This window comes from Cryobacterium mannosilyticum (assembly GCF_004402705.1).
In the GTDB taxonomy this organism is placed as follows: Bacteria; Actinomycetota; Actinomycetes; order Actinomycetales; family Microbacteriaceae; genus Cryobacterium; species Cryobacterium mannosilyticum.
On record NZ_SOFM01000043.1, the window covers coordinates 42,205 to 57,303 of the forward strand.

At 69.3% G+C, this 15,099-nt stretch carries 15 protein-coding genes; 10 read left to right on the forward strand and 5 right to left on the reverse strand.

Features of this window, described 5'->3' with window-relative positions:
• Window positions 1-30: 30 nt before the first annotated feature.
• Together E3O32_RS13605 and E3O32_RS13610 are read right to left on the reverse strand one after the other, a co-directional pair.
• Window positions 31-1,803, reverse strand: coding sequence for an acetyl/propionyl/methylcrotonyl-CoA carboxylase subunit alpha (locus tag E3O32_RS13605; RefSeq protein ID WP_134510360.1), 1,773 nt, complete (start codon window positions 1,801-1,803; stop codon window positions 31-33).
• A 110-nt stretch (window positions 1,804-1,913) separates the two neighbouring features.
• Window positions 1,914-2,570 carry a Maf family protein gene (locus E3O32_RS13610; RefSeq protein ID WP_134510361.1) on the reverse strand — a complete coding sequence of 219 codons (657 nt, stop codon included), beginning with the start codon at window positions 2,568-2,570 and terminating at the stop codon, window positions 1,914-1,916.
• Window positions 2,571-2,614: 44 nt separating this feature from the next.
• Between E3O32_RS13610 and E3O32_RS13615 the strand changes: the two genes are divergently transcribed.
• From E3O32_RS13615 to E3O32_RS13630, 4 genes are all read left to right on the forward strand, one after another.
• Window positions 2,615-3,928, forward strand: a complete 1,314-nt coding sequence (locus tag E3O32_RS13615) for a class I SAM-dependent RNA methyltransferase (RefSeq protein WP_134510362.1) — start codon at window positions 2,615-2,617, stop codon at window positions 3,926-3,928.
• Between the two features lie 116 nt (window positions 3,929-4,044).
• Window positions 4,045-4,701, forward strand: a complete 657-nt coding sequence (locus E3O32_RS13620; RefSeq protein ID WP_370250355.1) for a response regulator transcription factor — start codon at window positions 4,045-4,047, stop codon at window positions 4,699-4,701.
• Window positions 4,688-6,025, forward strand: a complete 1,338-nt coding sequence (locus tag E3O32_RS13625) for a sensor histidine kinase (RefSeq protein WP_134510363.1) — start codon at window positions 4,688-4,690, stop codon at window positions 6,023-6,025. The genes E3O32_RS13620 and E3O32_RS13625 overlap by 14 nt, the downstream gene beginning before the upstream one ends.
• Window positions 6,022-7,065: a hypothetical protein gene (locus E3O32_RS13630; protein ID WP_134510364.1), complete on the forward strand. Its 1,044-nt coding sequence runs from the start codon at window positions 6,022-6,024 to the stop codon at window positions 7,063-7,065. Before E3O32_RS13625 ends, E3O32_RS13630 begins: the two co-directional genes overlap by 4 nt.
• A gap of 292 nt (window positions 7,066-7,357) precedes the next feature.
• Here E3O32_RS13630 and E3O32_RS13635 read toward each other — a convergent pair whose 3' ends face one another.
• Together E3O32_RS13635 and E3O32_RS13640 are read right to left on the reverse strand one after the other, a co-directional pair.
• Window positions 7,358-7,597, reverse strand: coding sequence for a hypothetical protein (locus tag E3O32_RS13635; protein ID WP_134510365.1), 240 nt, complete (start codon window positions 7,595-7,597; stop codon window positions 7,358-7,360).
• 9 nt (window positions 7,598-7,606) lie between these two features.
• Window positions 7,607-9,211 (reverse strand): acyl-CoA carboxylase subunit beta, encoded by a 1,605-nt coding sequence (locus E3O32_RS13640; RefSeq protein ID WP_134510366.1) that lies wholly within the window; start codon window positions 9,209-9,211, stop codon window positions 7,607-7,609.
• Between the two features lie 189 nt (window positions 9,212-9,400).
• Between E3O32_RS13640 and E3O32_RS13645 the strand changes: the two genes are divergently transcribed.
• Both E3O32_RS13645 and E3O32_RS13650 read left to right on the forward strand, forming a co-directional pair.
• Entirely contained in the window at window positions 9,401-10,243 is an 843-nt protein-coding gene (locus E3O32_RS13645; protein WP_134510367.1) for a biotin--[acetyl-CoA-carboxylase] ligase, read from the forward strand.
• A 7-nt stretch (window positions 10,244-10,250) separates the two neighbouring features.
• The gene (locus E3O32_RS13650) at window positions 10,251-10,826 is read left to right on the forward strand and encodes a PH domain-containing protein (protein WP_134510368.1); all 576 of its coding nucleotides are present in this window, start codon (window positions 10,251-10,253) and stop codon (window positions 10,824-10,826) included.
• On the opposite strand, the gene E3O32_RS13655 is transcribed toward E3O32_RS13650, so the two are convergent.
• Window positions 10,785-11,279, reverse strand: coding sequence for a GtrA family protein (locus tag E3O32_RS13655; protein ID WP_241974954.1), 495 nt, complete (start codon window positions 11,277-11,279; stop codon window positions 10,785-10,787). The two genes, E3O32_RS13650 and E3O32_RS13655, sit on opposite strands and share 42 nt — an antisense overlap.
• 126 nt (window positions 11,280-11,405) lie before the next feature.
• Between E3O32_RS13655 and E3O32_RS13660 the strand changes: the two genes are divergently transcribed.
• The 4 genes from E3O32_RS13660 (at window position 11,406) to E3O32_RS13675 (ending at window position 14,997) form a co-directional block, all read left to right on the forward strand.
• Window positions 11,406-12,572 (forward strand): 5-(carboxyamino)imidazole ribonucleotide synthase, encoded by a 1,167-nt coding sequence (locus tag E3O32_RS13660; RefSeq protein WP_338145203.1) that lies wholly within the window; start codon window positions 11,406-11,408, stop codon window positions 12,570-12,572.
• Window positions 12,573-12,658: 86 nt separating this feature from the next.
• Window positions 12,659-13,126: a 5-(carboxyamino)imidazole ribonucleotide mutase gene (gene purE / locus E3O32_RS13665; RefSeq protein WP_134510450.1), complete on the forward strand. Its 468-nt coding sequence runs from the start codon at window positions 12,659-12,661 to the stop codon at window positions 13,124-13,126.
• A gap of 50 nt (window positions 13,127-13,176) precedes the next feature.
• A complete protein-coding gene (locus E3O32_RS13670; protein WP_241974956.1) occupies window positions 13,177-14,484 on the forward strand; it encodes an LCP family glycopolymer transferase in 1,308 nt (435 codons plus the stop codon).
• Between the two features lie 237 nt (window positions 14,485-14,721).
• Window positions 14,722-14,997, forward strand: a complete 276-nt coding sequence (locus E3O32_RS13675) for a GIY-YIG nuclease family protein (protein ID WP_241974958.1) — start codon at window positions 14,722-14,724, stop codon at window positions 14,995-14,997.
• The last annotated feature ends 102 nt before the right edge of the window (window positions 14,998-15,099 follow it).

Below are 15,099 nucleotides of genomic sequence, written 5' to 3' on the forward strand. Positions count from 1 at the left end.
GCAGGGCAGGGCAGGACAGGGAAGGCCGGGTCAGGGGTGGTCGGTGACGGCCATCAGCAGGGAGCCGGAGGCGACGGTGGTGCCGACGAGCGCCTCGATGCTGCCGATCACGCCGTCCTTGTGGGCGGTGAGTGGTTGCTCCATCTTCATGGCCTCGAGGACGAGCAGCAGGTCACCCTTGACGACGATGTCGCCCTCGGCGACGGCCAGCTTGACCACGGTTGCCTGCATCGGCGCGTGCACGGCGTCACCGGTCGCGGTGCTGACCGCGTGGCCTCCGCTGCGCCGGCGGGGGGCAGGCCCCGCCGTGCTCTCGGACGCCGACCCGGGGAGCAGTCGCACCGGCAGGCTGACCTCGATCCGGCGGCCCTCGACCTCGACGACGACGTTGTGCCGCTTCGCCGGGCCGGTGGGCTCCTCGAGCGAACCGTTCCACGGGTCGATGTCGTTGTCGAACTCGGTCTCGATCCAGCGGGTGTAGATGGAGAAGGGCTGGCCGTTCGCCGGGGCGAACGCGGGGTCGCGCACGATCCGGCGGTGGAAGGGCAGCACGGTGGGCAGCCCGGCAACCTCGAACTCGTCGAGGGCGCGGCGAGAGCGCTCGAGAGCCTCCTCGCGGGTGGCTCCGGTGACGATGAGCTTGGCGAGCAGGGAGTCGAACGAGCCGGAGATCACGTCGCCGGCCTGCACGCCGCTGTCGACGCGCACACCGGGACCGCCGGCGGGTTTGAACACGTGCACGGGGCCGGGCGCGGGCATGAAGCCGCGGCCGGCATCCTCGCCGTTGATCCGGAATTCGAAGGAGTGGCCGGTGGGAGCAGGGTCGGGGTAGTCCAGCGTGCCTCCCTCGGCGAGGCGGAACTGTTCGCGGACGAGGTCGATCCCGGTCACTTCCTCCGACACGGGGTGTTCGACCTGCAGCCGGGTGTTCACCTCGAGGAAGGAGACGGTGCCGTCCTGGCCGATCAGGAACTCACAGGTACCGGCGCCGACATAGCCGACCTCGGCCAGGATGGCCTTGGACGCGCGGTAAATCTCGGTCTGCTGGGCGTCGGTCAGGAACGGGGCCGGTGCTTCTTCGACGAGTTTCTGGTGCCGGCGCTGGAGCGAGCAGTCGCGGGTGGAGATGACGACGACGGTGCCGTGGGCATCGGCGAGGCACTGGGTTTCCACGTGGCGCGGTTTGTCCAGGTATTTCTCGACGAAGCACTCGCCGCGGCCGAACGCCGCGACGGCCTCGCGGGTGGCCGACTCGAAGAGCTCGGGCACCTCTTCGCGGGTGCGGGCGACCTTGAGGCCGCGCCCGCCGCCGCCGAAGGCGGCCTTGATCGCGACGGGCAGGCCGTGCAGGTCGACGAAGTCGAGCACCTCGGCGGCGTCGACCACCGGGTTGAGGGTGCCGGGCGCCATCGGGGCGTTGACCTTCTCCGCGACGTGCCGGGCGGAGACCTTGTCGCCGAGCTTTTCGATCGCCTCGGGTGACGGGCCGATCCAGATCAGCCCCGCGTCGATCACCGCCCGGGCGAAGTCGGCGTTCTCAGCGAGGAAGCCGTAGCCGGGGTGCACGGCGTCGGCGCCGGACCGCCTGGCCACCGAGAGGATCTTCTCGATCACGAGATACGTGTCGGCGCTGGTGGTTCCGTCGAGACCATAGGCCTCGTCGGCAAGGTGCGCGTGCACCGAATCACGATCCTGATCGGCGTAGACGGCAACCGAGAGAATGCCGCTGTCTTTCGCGGCTCGGATCACCCGGACGGCGATCTCGCCCCGGTTGGCGATGAGGACCTTCGTTATTCGCGACACAGTGCCCTAGCTTATGGTGCCTGAGCCGAGGTCTTTTGGTTCTGTTCCACAAAAAGAACAGCGAGAAAGGTGCGGATGCCTACAATCGGGCCCGGAATAAGGTCGCCGAGTCAGCTCGCCGGGCCACGATTCCACAGGCTCGGCCAGGAATGGCCCAGCCGGGTGACCAGCCGGCGCAGGGTCGGCAGGGAGAGCCCGACCACCGTGGACGGGTCACCGTCGATATGCGTGATGAACGGCGCGCCGAGGCTGTCGATGGTGAACGCACCGGCGACGAGCAGCGGTTCGCCGGTGGCGATGTAGGCGTCGAGCTCGTCGTCGCCGATGTCGTCGGCGAAGGTGACGTCCGCGACGGCGACGGCGCCGACCGCCCGACCGGCCTGCCCGTTCAAGTGCTCGATCAGCCAATGGCCCGAAAAGAGCTGCCCCGTGCGTCCGCGCTGCAACTGCCAGCGCTGCCGGGCCTTCTCCGCGGTGTGCGGCTTGCCGTAGATGACCTCGTCGATCACGAACACCGAATCGCCGCCGAGCACGAGCCCGTCGCCGTGCGTCCCGGTCTCCCGCAGCGCCACCGAGACCGCCTCCGCCTTGGCGCGGGCGAGCAGCTCGACCACCCGGTGCGGGGTGAGCGGCGCGCCGGACTGCCGGGCGGCCTCCGCGGCGACGGCATCCTCGTCCACGTCGGGGGCCATCGTGACCGGTTCGATCCCGGAGGAGCGCAGCAGCGCCAGGCGGGCGGGAGAAGTCGAGGCCAGGTAGAGGCGCATGGTTCCTTCGTGCGACGGTAGAAGCGATGTGGGATGCTCGTTCAATGGGCACCAGCAATGACAATCAGTCGATTCCGGGCGAGCAGTCCGTCGAAGTCGGCAGCGAACTCGAACTCGACGTCACCAACGTAGCCCACGGCGGCATCTTCGTCGCCCGGCACGAGGGCCGCGTGGTCTTCGTCAGCGACACCCTCCCGGGTGAGCGGGTGCGCGCCCGGCTGACCTCTGCCAGCCACAAGAGTTTCTGGCGTGCCGAGACCGTCGAGGTCCTGGACGCCGCCCCGGAGCGCCAGCCGCACATCTGGGCGTCCGCCGCCCTCGAGCGTGACCCCGACGACCGCGCCGGCGGCGCCGAGTTCGGTCACATCGAACTGGGTCACCAGCGCGAGTTGAAGCGCCAGGTCCTCGCCGATGCCCTCAAGCGAATGGCGGGGATCGAGACCGACGTCACGGTCGAGCCGGTCCCGGTCGGCCCCAACGCATCCCCCGGCGACGCCGCCGACGGAACCGGCTGGCGCACCCGGGTGCGGTTGCACGTCGCTGAGGACGGCTCGGTCGGACCATACGCGGCCAGGAGCCACCGCGTGATCCCCGTCGGGGACCTGCCTCTCGCCGACCGGTTGCTGGAGGCGGCGGCGCCGCTCGACCAGCTGTTCCGCGGGGCCGCATCCGTCGACGTGGTCGCGCCGAGCCTCGGCACCGTGCAGGTGCTCGTGGCCGAGCAGGACGCCCAGGGCCGCCGCAAACCCACGCCGCGCAACCTGATCCGTGAGGTCGTCGGCGACCGCGAATTCAGGCTGGATGCCGCCGGCTTCTGGCAGGTGCACGCGCGCGCCGCCGAGACCCTCTATCGCACGGTCCAGGACACCATCGACGCTGCGGCGTTCGACCCGAAGGCCGCGAACCTCGACCTCTACGGCGGCGTGGGACTGCTCGCCGCGGCCGTCGGCGACCGATTCGGCAGCTCGGTCCGGATCTCCTCGGTCGAAAGCGATGCCCAGGCCACCGATTTCGCCGCGGAGAACCTGGCGGACTGGGTCGGCGCGAGCGTGCAAACCGGCAGGGTGGACCGGTTCCTGGCCGGACTCGTGCGGGACTCCAGCGCCGCCGACCGAATGCGGCAGCAGGCGGCCACGGTGGTCCTCGACCCGCCGCGGGCCGGCGCGGGCAAGGAGGTCATCGACCAGCTCGGCGCCCTCGCCCCACGCCAGATCGTCTATGTGGCGTGCGACCCCGTGGCGCTCGCACGGGACATCGCCCTGCTCGCCGGGCACGGCTACGAACTCCGCGGGCTGCGGGCGTTCGACTTGTTCCCGAATACCCACCATGTCGAAGCCGTTGCGCTGCTCACCAAATAGCTATCGTTGACCTGTACGACAAAGTGAGGACGTGGACCCCCGTGACAGATTCGATTGCACCGTTGGAATCACCGGCCGGCCAGGACGCCGGGGGGCGCACGACGCTCGACCACCCGGTGCGGGTCGGCATCGCCGATGACCATGAGTCGGTCAGGCTCGGCATCAAGGCGGCCTGTGAGAACGCGGGCTACGACGTGATCTTCGCGGCGGCCACGGTGCGGGCGCTCGTGGACGGCATCGCCGGCCGCGCCGTCGACGTCATCGTGCTCGACCTGTCGCTCGGCGACGGTTCGCTCGTCACCGACAACGTGCACAACGCCCAGAGCACCGGTGCCTCGGTGCTCGTGCACAGTATCGCCGACCGGGTCGCCCTGGTCAGGGAGGCGCTCGCCGCCGGAGCCGCCGGAGTGATCCCCAAGTCCTCGCCGACGACGACGGTGATGGCGGCCGTCGCATCCGTCGCCCGCGGCGACGTGCTCAACAACCTCGAATGGGCGACCGCGATCGACGCCGACCGCGACTTCGCCAAGGCCCAGTTGGGCCGCCGCGAGCGGGACGTGCTGCACCTCTACGCGTCGGGGCTGCCGCTCAAGATGGTCGCGATGCAGCTCGGCATCGCCCATTCCACCGCGCGGGAGTACCTCGACCGGATCCGGGTGAAGTACGTCGAGGTGGGCCGGCCGGCGCCGACGAAGGTTGACCTGTTGCGTCGTGCGGTCGAAGACGGCATCCTTCCTGGGCTGGACCAGGACGGCGGGGATGGCCGCGGCTGAGTCCTCGGCCGCACTGCCGCTCCGGCTTCCCCGGGCGGAGCGCGGCACCCAGGACAGGAATGCGAGGAGCGCCGGCGACACTGCCACCCTGGGCATGGACTCCGACCTGATCGCCGGGCCCACCCAGCCCCGCAACCCGATCAGTCGCACCCGGATCGAAACGGTCGTTTCCCGTTCCGTCGCCGGGGTCGGCGTGATCTTCTCCCTCCAGGCGCTCCCGATCATGCTCGCGCAGGTTCCCCTGCGGCTGCCGGTCATGGCGGTCGCCATGCCCCTGGCCCTGGCCCTGGGCGTCGGGGCCGTGGTGATCGCCGCCGTCAGCAAGGTGGGCGTGCGGGTGACCACCGGCACGGTGGCCGTGGTCTACCTGGCCGCCCTCCTCGGCTGGCCCTTCCTGATGCTCGACCCCTCGGCCGTGCTCGACGGCAAACCGTGGCTCTGGTACCTGTGCACCGTGGCGACGGCCTGCGCCGCAGTGTCGTTCCCGCTGGTGTGGGCGGCGATCTACACCTTCCTCGCCCCGATCGTCTACGGCATCGTGCGCACCCAGCCGTCGGGCGGAGGCGCCGATGTGCTCCTCGCCTCCCTCGACGCCGCCTACGCCACAATCCTCGGCCAGGTCATCCTGATCATCATCTTCATGCTGCGCCAGACGGCCGCCGCGGTGGATGCCGCCCAGACCAATGCCCTGCACCAGTACGCGACGGCCGTGAGGCAGCACGCGACGGAGGTCGAGCGGGTCCAGGTCGATTCGATCGTGCACGACAGCGTGCTCGCCACCTTCCTCGCGGCTGCGGCTGCGGGCAGTCCCAAGGCGGCGCAGCTGGCCTCGGGAATGGCCTCCGACGCGCTCACCCGGCTGAACGACGCGGCCATGGTGCCGGCCGGGGAGGACAGCCTGGTGCCGTTCAACGCCCTGAGCGTGCGGATCCGCGAGGCCGCCGACAGGCTCGCCGCGCCATTCACCGTCCTCGAGTGTGAGATCGACACGCTCAGCCTCCCGGTGCACGCCAGCGACGCCCTGTTCGCGGCGAGCGTGCAGGCCATGGTCAACAGCGTCCAGCACGCGGGCGACGGCATCGTCGAACCAGGCCGCACCCTCACCATGCGGGCGAACGCCCAGGGCGGCTGCACCATCGAAATCGCCGACACCGGGGTCGGCTTCGACCCGGAGCAGGTGCCGAGCGAACGGCTGGGCCTTCGGCTCTCGATCCAGGAACGAGTCGCCAGCGTCGGCGGTTCGGTGCAGATCCGCTCCGAGATCGGCCGCGGGACCACCATCACCCTCGCCTGGCCAACCGAGGGCGAGGTGGCACCCGCATGATCACCGTGCCCCGCGGCCTTGTGTTGTCTCTGGCAGCATTGTTCTCGACCTACCACGTTGTGCTCGGCATCTACTCGCTCAACCAGCCGCGCACACCCGGCCCGGCCATCCTCGCGATCGCCGCCTACATCCTGGCGACGGCGCTGAGCCTGTGGCCCAGGAGCCCGATGCGGATGCCGCTCTGGCTCGCCTTCTTCAACGTGGCCGTCTGCGTGGCCATGCCCCTGCTCGTCGGCAGCCAGCTCGACGGCGCGGCCGTCAACGGCTACGCCACCTGGTACGTCGCTGCCGTCGGCACCCTGATGACGATCACGGCCACCCGTCGCCGCCCGGCGCTCGCCTGGATCGGCGCCGCGGCACTGATCGTGCACACCATCGTCTGGGCCGGCCCGGCCGCGCTCGCCGACATGGGGGTGATCGGCAGCGCCGTCTGGGTGGCCATCGCGGTCATCCTCGCCCGCGCCCTCGCCAAGGCCGGGCGGGACGCCAGACAGTACGCTCTGGCCGAACGCGAGGCCACGGACTGGCAGGCGGCCCAGGAGGCACACCTGTATGAGCGTCAGGTCCGGCTGGCGCAAACGATCCGCCTGGCGGCGCCGATGCTGCGCCGGATCATCGTCCGGGGCGGTGTGCTGAACGCCCTGGAGCGGCAGGAATGCCGGTACCTCGAGGCCGCAGTCCGGGACGAGATCCGCGGGCGCAAGCTGCTCAACGAGGCGGTCCGTGAGCAGGTCATGGCGGCCAGACGGCGTGGGGCGATCGTGACCCTGCTCGACGAAGGCGGCATCGACGACCTCCGCGGCCCGGAACTGGAAACCGTGCTCAACACGCTCGCGGCCGCGATCGGCGGCACCACCGCTGACTCGATCATCGCGCGGACGGCCGGGGACGGTTCGGCGACGGCGGTGACCGTGGTCGGCCTCAGCAGCGCCGACGCCCGGCTCAGCGCACTCGGCCAGGAATCACCGGAGCCCGAGGTCAACCTGTGGCTCGAGATCCCGCGCAGCCCGGTGCCGGCCGACGCCCCGGCGGCCCGCTGACGGGTTCGCCCCGGTGATTGAGCTTGTCGCGGTGATTGAGCGTGTCGAAATCAGGCCACCCGGACATGCGAAAGGGGACCAACCGTGAGGCTGGTCCCCTTTCGACTTTCGTGCCAGGGCGACAACCCGAATGTCACCCTGACTCGCCGCCAAAATTCGCCTGCTTACCCTAGTCGACGAATTTTGGTGGTGTAACTCTGTGAGCGACACCTAGCAATATCTATACTCATCGACCCGGTTCGATCAGAAAAGTCGGCATTTAGGGGGACCGGCCGTTCGGGGGGAGTGCGGGTCAGGCCGAGAAGCCCCGCCACTGGCCCTGTCCGGCGCGCACGGCCGGCCGGATGGCCCGCTGACTGACCTGCCAGGCGCTCTGGCTGCCCTCGGGATCCCGGCGCAGGTTGTCCGTCTCCTCGCGCAGCAGGCCGCGGAGCACGGCCGACACGGCGGCCGCCTCGGTGGGGGTGACGCCCCGGGTGAGGAACAGGAGTTCCTCGGCCGGGTCTGGGGTGGGTGTCGTGGTCGGGGTCATGGCGCCCGCCTACAGCGGGATGTTCCCGTGCTTCTTGGGCGGCAGGCTGGCGCGCTTGGTGCGCAGCGCGCGCAGGGCCTTCGTGATCGCGACCCGGGTCGCCGCCGGCTCGATGATGCCGTCCAGCTCGCCGCGCTCGGCCGCGAGGAACGGGCTGGCGACGTTGTAGGTGTATTCGTTGGCCAGCCGGGTGCGCACGGCCGCGACATCCTCATCGGCGGCCTCCGCCTTCTTGATCTCGGCCCGGTAGAGGATGTTCACGGCGCCCTGGCCGCCCATCACGGCGATCTCGGCAGTCGGCCAGGCGAGGTTGATGTCCGCGCCGAGCTGCTTGGAGCCCATCACGATGTAGGCGCCGCCGTAGGCCTTGCGCAGGATCACCGTGACCAGCGGGACGGTCGCCTCGGCGTAGGCGTAGAGCAGCTTGGCGCCGCGACGGATGATGCCGGTCCACTCCTGGTCGGTGCCCGGCAGGAAGCCGGGCACGTCGACCAGGGTGAGGATCGGGATCGAGAACGCGTCGCAGAAGCGCACGAAGCGGGCGGCCTTCTCGCCGGCCGGGATGTTGAGCGTGCCGGCCATGGCGCTGGGCTGGTTGGCGACGATGCCGATCGAACGCCCCTCGACCCGGGCGAAACCGACGACGATGTTCGGGGCGAACAGTGGCTGCGTCTCCAGGAAGTCGCCGTGGTCGACGATGTACTCGATCACTGTCTTGACGTCGTAGGGCTGGTTGGGGGAGTCGGGGATGATCGTGTTCAGCTTCATGTCGGCATCCGTCGTCTCCAGCTCGATATCGCTGTCGAAGACGGGCAGTTCGGCCAGGTTGTTGTCCGGCAGGAAGCTGAGCAGGGTGCGGGCGTAGTCGAGCGCGTCGGGTTCGTCGCTGGCCAGGTAGTGCGCCACCCCGGAGACCGTGTTGTGGGTGAGCGCGCCGCCGAGTTCCTCCATGCCGACGTCTTCGCCGGTGACGGTCTTGATCACGTCGGGGCCGGTGACGAACATCTGGCTGGTCTTGTCGACCATGATCACGAAGTCGGTCAGGGCGGGGGAGTAGACGGCGCCGCCGGCCGCCGGGCCGCAGATGATCGAGATCTGGGGGATGACGCCGGACGCGGCCGTGTTGCGGCGGAAGATCTCGCCGTACTTGCCGAGGGCCACGACGCCCTCCTGGATCCGGGCTCCGCCGGAGTCGAGGATGCCGATGATCGGCACGCCGGTCTTCAGGGCGAGGTCCATCACCTTGATGATCTTCTCGCCGGCAACCTCGCCGAGTGAACCGCCGAAGATGGTGAAGTCCTGGGAGTAGACGCAGACCTGGCGCCCGTGGATGGTGCCGGTGCCGGTGACGACGGCGTCGCCGTACGGCCGCTTCTTCTCCATGCCGAAGGCGTGCGTGCGGTGCCGCACGAATTCGTCGAGTTCGACGAACGAACCCTGGTCGAGCAGAAGGTCGATCCGTTCCCGGGCCGTCATCTTGCCCTTGGCGTGCTGTTTCTCGATCGCCGCCTCTCCGCTGGCGGTCACGGCTTCGTGATAGCGCACCTTGAGGTCGGCGAGCTTTCCAGCCGTCGTGTACAGGTCGGGGCCCGCGAGGGGCGAGTTCTCAGTCACCGGTTCACTCTACCGGCCAACGGTTGTCCCCGACCGTTGACGAAACTCTACAAAGATGGGCACGTTCGCTGGTCGGTTCCGCAGTCGTCGGTGGCTAACTCAGGTAATTTTGGAGTTAGAGCGCCGAAATCGGCCGATTCGGCATTGAATCTGGGCAAAGGCCTGAGTTAGCCACGGGAAGAGGTTCGCATGGAGTTTCCGCTCAGCCGGGAGGCCGGGGCACGGTTCGAGTACCTGGCCGAGGCCGGCTCGACCAACGACGTGCTGGTCGCCCACGCGACGGGGGCGGATGCCGCGGCCTGGCCCGACCTGTCGGTGGTCGTCACCGACAACCAGACCAGGGGACGCGGCCGGCTGGGGCGCACCTGGCTGGCCCCCACCGGCAAGTCCCTGGCCATCTCCGTGCTGCTCCGCCCGGTGCACGCCGGGGCGCCGCTCCCGGTCGACCACTTCGGCTGGTTCCCCCTCCTCGCGGGCACCGCGATGACCCGCGCCGTGCGCGAAGTGGTCGACGCGAGCCTGGCGGGCCCCGCCCCAGAGCCCGAGGAGGGGCATCCGGTGCACGAGGTGACCCTGAAGTGGCCGAACGACGTGCTGATCGACGGCTACAAGGTGTCCGGCATCCTCTCCGAACTGCTCCCCGACGCCCGGGGCCTCGTCATCGGCGCGGGCCTGAACGTGTCCCTCGACGAGCACGACCTGCCCACCCTCACCTCCACCTCCCTGATGCTGGTCACCGGGTCGGCTCCCGACCCCGACGCCGTGCTCGCCCGGTACCTGACCGAGCTGCGCGGCCTCACCGGGGCCTTCCTCGCCGCCGGGGGCGACCCGGTGCGGAGCGGGCTGCTCGCGGCCGTGCGGGAGGTCTGCGGCACGCTGGGGGCCCCGGTGCGCGTGCAGCTGCCCGGCGGCGACGACCTGGTCGGCATCGCCATCGACCTCGACCGGGACGGTCGCCTCATCGTCGAGGACCAGGCAAACGGGGAGCTGCAGGCTGTCGCCGCCGGCGATGTCACCCATCTGAGGTATTAATGAGGGTATGACGAACGCAGCGGTGAACAGCCAGGGCGAGGCGCCGACCTCGGTCGAGCGCGTCGTCGCCGGGCTCCGACCGCATGCCCGGGTGCTGTTCTGGCCGACCGTGCTGCTCGTCGCGGTCTTCGGCGCCACCGGCTACTTCTACGGGTCGATGCCGGAGCCGTGGCAGAACACCGCCCTGGCCGCCGGGGCCGTCGCCGTGGTCGTCCTGCTCTGGCTGTTGCCGCTGGCAACCTGGTTGAACCGGCGCTACACGATCACCACCCGGCGGATCATCTTCCGCCGGGGCTTCTTCGTGCGCACCCGCCAGGAACTGCTGCACAGCCGCGGCTACGACGTCACCGTGCGCAAGACCTGGTTGCAGTCGCTCTGCAGGTCAGGCGACGTGCTCATCAACGGGGGCGAGGAGCATCCGCTCCTGCTCAAGGACGTGCCGAACGCCGACCTGGTGCAGCAGGTGCTGCACGACCTGATGGAGCGGTCTCAGACCCTGATCGGGTCGAGGAGGGTCGGGGCAGGCTCGACCACCGCGACGTCAGCGCTCGCTGACCAGCCGCCCGTGTGGCACCGTCGCTAGGCTGCCGGTGACCGGCGCGGGCGCCGGGGTGCGGCGGTTCGGGGCGAAGACCCAGTACCGGTAGAGCACGAACCGGAAGATCGCGCCGAGCAGCAGGCCGATCACGTTCGAGGAGATGTTGTCGGCGACGACACTCGTGTGGCCGAGGACATAGTGGCTCAGCCACAGGCAGGCCAGGCCGATGCCCATGCCGACGAAGCTGACGGCGAAGAATTCGATTCCCTCGCGCAGGGTCTGCTCCTGCCGGTTCTTGCCGAAGGTCCAGTACCGGTTGCCGACCCAGTTGGCGAAGATCGCCAGGATGGTCGAGAAGACCTTGGCGTAGATCGGTCCGGCGTGCACCAGGTGCGGGTCGAACACGGTCGTGCGGAGCAGATTGAACACGGTCACGTCCACGGCGAAGCCGACGAGTCCGACCGCGCCGAACTTGCCGACCTGGACCAGGAAGGTCATCAGTCGTGCTGGATTCGTCGTTTTTGTCGGCATGCGTCCGTCCGCTCGATGGGTGAAGATAGGAGGGCAGGATTCGAAGTCTACGGCGCAGCCTCGCCTCCAGCCTGAGAGAAGCCGCACCGAAGAATGAACGCTCGCACAGGAATTGGTGAACAGATGAATACGACTGTCGGCGTTATCGGCGGCGGCCAGCTGGCCAGGATGATGATCCCGGCAGCGGTCAATCTCGGCATCGACATCCGGGTGCTGGCCGAGAACGAGGGGATGTCGGCCGCGCTGGCCGCGTTCGCCGTCGGCGACTACCGCGACCGGGAGGTCGTGCTCGCCTTCGCCGAGACCGTCGACGTGGTCACCTTCGACCACGAGCACGTTCCGCAGGAGATCCTCCGCTTACTCGTCGCGCGGGGCGTGGCGGTGCACCCAGGGCCCGACGCGTTGCTCTATGCCCAGGACAAGCTGCTGATGCGCGAACGCCTGACCGAGCTGGGACTGCCGGTGCCGGACTGGGCACGGGTGGAGAACTCCGCCGAACTGGGCGTCTTCCTTGCCGGGCACGGTGGCCGCGCGGTCGTCAAGACCGCCCGCGGCGGCTACGACGGCAAGGGCGTGCGGCTCGTCTCGCACGAGCACGACGCCGACGACTGGTTCACCGCCCTCGCCGAAGACGGCAATGACGGCGCGTTGCTGGTGGAGGAACTCGTCGAGTTCCGGCGCGAGCTGGCCCAGCAGGTGGCGAGGCGACCCTCCGGCGAGGTCGCGGTCTGGCCCGTCGTCGAGACCGTGCAGAAAGACGGGGTGTGCGCGGAGGTGATCGCGCCCGCGCCACTGTCCGAGGGCCGGCTCGCCGAGCTCGCCGCCGAGATCGCGGTCAGGGTCGCCGACGGCATCGGCGTGACCGGGATGCTCGCCGTCGAGCTGTTCGAGACGACGGACGGGCGCCTCCTGATCAACGAGCTGGCGATGCGCCCGCACAACAGCGGCCACTGGTCGATCGAAGGGTCGACGACGAGCCAGTTCGAGCAGCACCTCCGTGCGGTGCTCGACCTGCCGCTCGGCGCGACCACGAACCGGGACCCGTGGTCGGTGATGGTGAACATCATCGGGGGACCGATGGAGGGGAGCCTGGCCGATCGGTACCCCGTGGCCCTGGCGGAGCATCCGTCGGCGAAGGTGCACAACTACGGCAAGGCCCCGCGGCCCGGCCGGAAGGTCGGCCACGTGACCGTCGGAGGGTCCGATCTGGATGAAGTCGTGTACGAGGCGCGAGCCACTGCGGCGGTTTTTCAGGACTGACCCATAAGATCGACTCCGTGCCAGAGAACTCCGTGCCCCAGCCCGCCCAGTCGGAGATCGCCGTGACCCCGCTTGTCGGAGTGGTCATGGGATCGGATTCCGACTGGCCGGTGATGAGTGACGCCGCGCAGTTGCTGCGCGACTTCGGGGTGCCCTGCGAGGTGCAGGTGGTCTCCGCTCACCGCACGCCGGAGAAGATGATCGCCTACGGCAAGAGCGCGCACGAGCGGGGCCTCCGGGTGATCATCGCCGGAGCCGGCGGTGCCGCGCACCTGCCCGGCATGCTCGCCGCCGTGACCACCCTTCCCGTCGTCGGCGTGCCCGTTCCCCTCGGCCGGCTCGACGGACTGGACTCCCTCCTCTCCATCGTGCAGATGCCGGCCGGAGTCCCGGTCGCAACCGTGTCGATCGGCGGCGCGCGCAATGCGGGCCTGATCGCCGTGAAGATCCTGGCGACCGCCGACGACTCCCTGCGGGGGAAGCTCGAGGACTACGCCGAGATGCTCGCCGCGCAGGTCGAGAAGAAGAATTCGGACCTCCAAGCGAAACTATGACGAGTGCAAGCAGCCCGATCCGGCACCCGAATGTCGGCTCAGAACGGGTCATGACCAAGCGAGCCTGGTGGCTCGTCCTGCTCAATTTCCTGCTGCCCGGCTCCGTGCAGGTGCTGGCCGGCAGCCGACGCCTCGGCCGGTTCGGCCTCCGGGCCACGTTCACCCTGCTCTTCCTCGCCGTCGTGGCGGGTGTGGTCTACCTGCTCTGGCCCGAGGTGATCCTCACCGCGCTGACGAACACGATCGGGCTCTGGGTCGCCGCCGCTCTGCTCGTCTTCTACGCCGTGGTCTGGTTGATCCTGACCATGGACACGCTGCGCCTGGTGCGTCTGGTCAAGGCGGGCCCGAAGGCCCGGCCGCTGATCGCCGCGTTCGCGACCGTGCTCATGGTGGGCGTCGTCGGCACCGCCGGCTACGGCGCCTACGTCGCCACCACCGCCAGCGACTTCCTCTCCTCCGTCTTCGTCGCGGGGCCCACCGAGCCCCCGGTCGACGGCCGCTACAACATCATGCTGCTCGGCGGCGACGCCGGCCCCGACCGTGACGGCCTCCGCCCCGACAGCATCTCGGTGGTCAGCATCGACGCCGAGAGCGGCCAGGCCAGCATGATCGGGCTGCCCCGCAACCTCGAGGACGTGCCGTTCTCGCCCGGCCCGCTCGCCGACCTGTACCCGGAGGGGTACGGCGCCATCGACGGGTGCGAGGTCGACGCGTGCATGCTCAACTCGATCTACACCGAGGTCGAACTGAAAAGCCCTGAGATGTACCCGAAGGCGATCGCCGCGGGCAGCGAGCCGGGCATCGAGGGCATGAGGGATGCCGCGCAGGGCGTGACCGGGCTGACCATCCAGTACTACGTGCTCATCGACATGCAGGGCTTCGCCCAGCTGGTGGACGCCCTCGGCGGGGTCGACATCACCGTGGACCACCGGGTGCCCGTGCACACCGACGACACCTTCACCGAGGTGTTGTTCTGGTTCGAGCCCGGCCGGCAGCACATGGACGGCTACCACGCGCTCTGGTACGCCCGCTCCCGCCACGACACCAGCGACTACGACCGGATGGTGCGCCAACGGCAGATGCAGGAGGCCATCCTGGCCCAGGCGAGCCCGGCGAACGTGCTGACCAAGTTCCAGGCCGTGGCGAAGGCCGGGTCCCAGGTGGTCAAGACGGACATCCCCCAGGGCATGCTCGGCTACTTCGTGAACCTCGCCTCGAAGACGAAGACGCTGCCGATCAAGTCGGTCGAGCTGATCCCCGACAACAACGTCGACCCGGAGAACCCCGACTACGGCGTGATTCGCGACCTGATCGCGACCTCCCTGGCCCCGCCGCCCTCCGCGACTCCCGCCCCTTAACCCCCGCGGTGATCGAGCTTGTCGAGATCCCTGTCCCGGTCTCGACAAGCTCGACCACCGGCCCGGTGATCGAGCCCCGGTGATCGAGCCTGTCGAGATCCCGCCCCCGGTGATCGAGCTTGTCGAGATCCCGCCCCCCGGTGATCGAGCTTGTCGAGATCCCGCCGTCCCTCCAAGTCCCTGTGCACAACTCAGGCGCCGAAAACGGCCAGCAGGCAGCACGTCGCCATGCCGTACATGTACATTCTCGAGTGCTCCGACGGATCGTTCTATGTCGGCAGCACCCGGGACCTCGAGCGCCGCCTCACCGAACACGGCGAGGGCGTGGGCGCTGAATACACAAGACGGCGCCGCCCAGTGCGTCTGGTGCACGTCGAGGAGTACTCGAGAATCACGGATGCCTTCGCCCGCGAGAAACAAGTGCAGTGCTGGGGCCGACCGAAGCGGATCGCGCTGATCGAGGGCCGCCTCGGCGACCTCCCGTCGCTGAGCAAGCCCGCGGCAGATCTGTGATCGAGCGTCGACAGATGATCGAGCCCGCCGGTGATCGAGCTTGTCGAGATCCAGCCCCGGTGATCGATCGGGGGTCTCGACAAGCTCGACCACCGGGCAAGC

Coding starts and splice junctions, on each gene's coding strand:
- E3O32_RS13610 (WP_134510361.1), bottom strand. CDS start 2,570: ATGCGCCTCTACCTGGCCTCGACTTCTCCCGCCCGCCTGGCGCTGCTG.
- E3O32_RS13615 (WP_134510362.1), top strand. CDS start 2,615: ATGGGCACCAGCAATGACAATCAGTCGATTCCGGGCGAGCAGTCCGTC.
- E3O32_RS13625 (WP_134510363.1), top strand. CDS start 4,688: ATGGCCGCGGCTGAGTCCTCGGCCGCACTGCCGCTCCGGCTTCCCCGG.
- E3O32_RS13630 (WP_134510364.1), top strand. CDS start 6,022: ATGATCACCGTGCCCCGCGGCCTTGTGTTGTCTCTGGCAGCATTGTTC.
- E3O32_RS13635 (WP_134510365.1), bottom strand. CDS start 7,597: ATGACCCCGACCACGACACCCACCCCAGACCCGGCCGAGGAACTCCTG.
- E3O32_RS13645 (WP_134510367.1), top strand. CDS start 9,401: ATGGAGTTTCCGCTCAGCCGGGAGGCCGGGGCACGGTTCGAGTACCTG.
- E3O32_RS13650 (WP_134510368.1), top strand. CDS start 10,251: ATGACGAACGCAGCGGTGAACAGCCAGGGCGAGGCGCCGACCTCGGTC.
- E3O32_RS13655 (WP_241974954.1), bottom strand. CDS start 11,279: ATGACCTTCCTGGTCCAGGTCGGCAAGTTCGGCGCGGTCGGACTCGTC.
- E3O32_RS13660 (WP_338145203.1), top strand. CDS start 11,406: ATGAACGCTCGCACAGGAATTGGTGAACAGATGAATACGACTGTCGGC.
- purE (WP_134510450.1), top strand. CDS start 12,659: ATGGGATCGGATTCCGACTGGCCGGTGATGAGTGACGCCGCGCAGTTG.
- E3O32_RS13670 (WP_241974956.1), top strand. CDS start 13,177: ATGACCAAGCGAGCCTGGTGGCTCGTCCTGCTCAATTTCCTGCTGCCC.
- E3O32_RS13675 (WP_241974958.1), top strand. CDS start 14,722: ATGTACATTCTCGAGTGCTCCGACGGATCGTTCTATGTCGGCAGCACC.